At 37.7% G+C, this 1229-nt stretch carries 1 protein-coding gene; it reads left to right on the top strand.

Going from position 1 to position 1229, the window contains the following annotated elements; genetic code table 11:
* Nucleotides 1-258: 258 nt before the first annotated feature.
* Nucleotides 259-1229, top strand: a 971-nt coding sequence (locus tag RBATCC27255_RS07985; RefSeq protein ID WP_169923301.1) for an RNA polymerase sigma factor, incomplete at its 3' end; no start/stop codon positions are given.

Here is a 1229-nt window from a genome sequence, read left to right as displayed (position 1 = left end):
GGAAGTTTGACATATAGTAATCACCGTCACTCGCAGTTACCGCTATAAGGACTTGAGGTAGCCTTGCGACCGCCGCCTGTGGCGGAAAGAAGTTTAAGACTTCATTCTTCGTAGCACTTTTTGTTTTATGCGAAAAATATTTGCTTTTTAAAAAAATCGACAAAATTTGAAAAATTTTAAAATTTTTTCGGATTTTATAAAATCAAAAGCCGTTTTAAATTGTCTATATTATGAAAGGAAATGAGAGGAGGTTATTTTATGAACATTTCCCACTTAGTAGAGAAAATTAAAAAGGGAGATAACAAATCATTTGAAAAGCTCTACAAGCTTACAGAGCGTGAAGTGTGGTTTACTTGTATCAGCTTTTTAAAGAACGAAACAACCGCACAGGACATTATGCAGGAAACTTACATAACGGCTTTTTTAAAAATCCAATCTTTGGAAAAATCATCACAAATCAGAAGTTGGCTTAACAGAATTGCCGTTAATAAGTGCAAAAATTATTTGAAAGGTAAAGGTGAAATCCAACTGGACGATGAAATTTTTGAAAATCAGGCAATAGTTGACGAGCGTATATCAATTCCCGAAGAATACATTTCAGACAAGGCAAAGAGAGAAATTATTCTTTCGATTATGCAGGAAGTACTGTCCGATGTTCAGTATCAGACAGTGATTATGCACTATTTTAATGAAATGACTGTTGATGAAATCGCAGAAGTCTTTGAATGTTCAAGGGGTACTGTGCTTTCAAGGCTCAATTATTCAAGGGCAAAGATGAAAACTGCAATTGAAGATTACGAAAACAAAAGCGGTGACAAGCTTCACGGTGTTGTTGTTGTACCTTTCTTTACAACTATTTTCAAGGAAGAAGCAAAGAGCCTTGCAGTACCGAACATTACAATCAAGCTCCCGAACGGACAGACACTTGCAACATCTGCAACAAAAGGCTTTGCGACAGGTGCAAAGTCAACAGTTTCATCTATTGTAAAGGCAACAGCAACTGCGACAGTAAAAACCAAGGTAATTGCCGTTGTCTGCGGTGCTACAATACTTGCAGGCACATCAGCAGTCGGCATAAGCATTCTTGCAGGCTGTAACGCTGAGAAAGAACCGACAGAACCGTCAGTAATATCTTCAACCGTACAGACATCAACTGTTCCAACAACTGTACCTAAAACTACAGTACCAAAGGCAGTTAAAGATTTGGTAGACAAGGGTGAAATCAAGGT

Source organism: Ruminococcus bromii (assembly GCF_002834225.1).
Taxonomy (GTDB): domain Bacteria; phylum Bacillota; class Clostridia; order Oscillospirales; family Acutalibacteraceae; genus Ruminococcoides; species Ruminococcoides bromii.
Note: the sequence above shows the minus strand (reverse complement) of the source record. Positions and strands in the feature narration are given on the sequence as shown.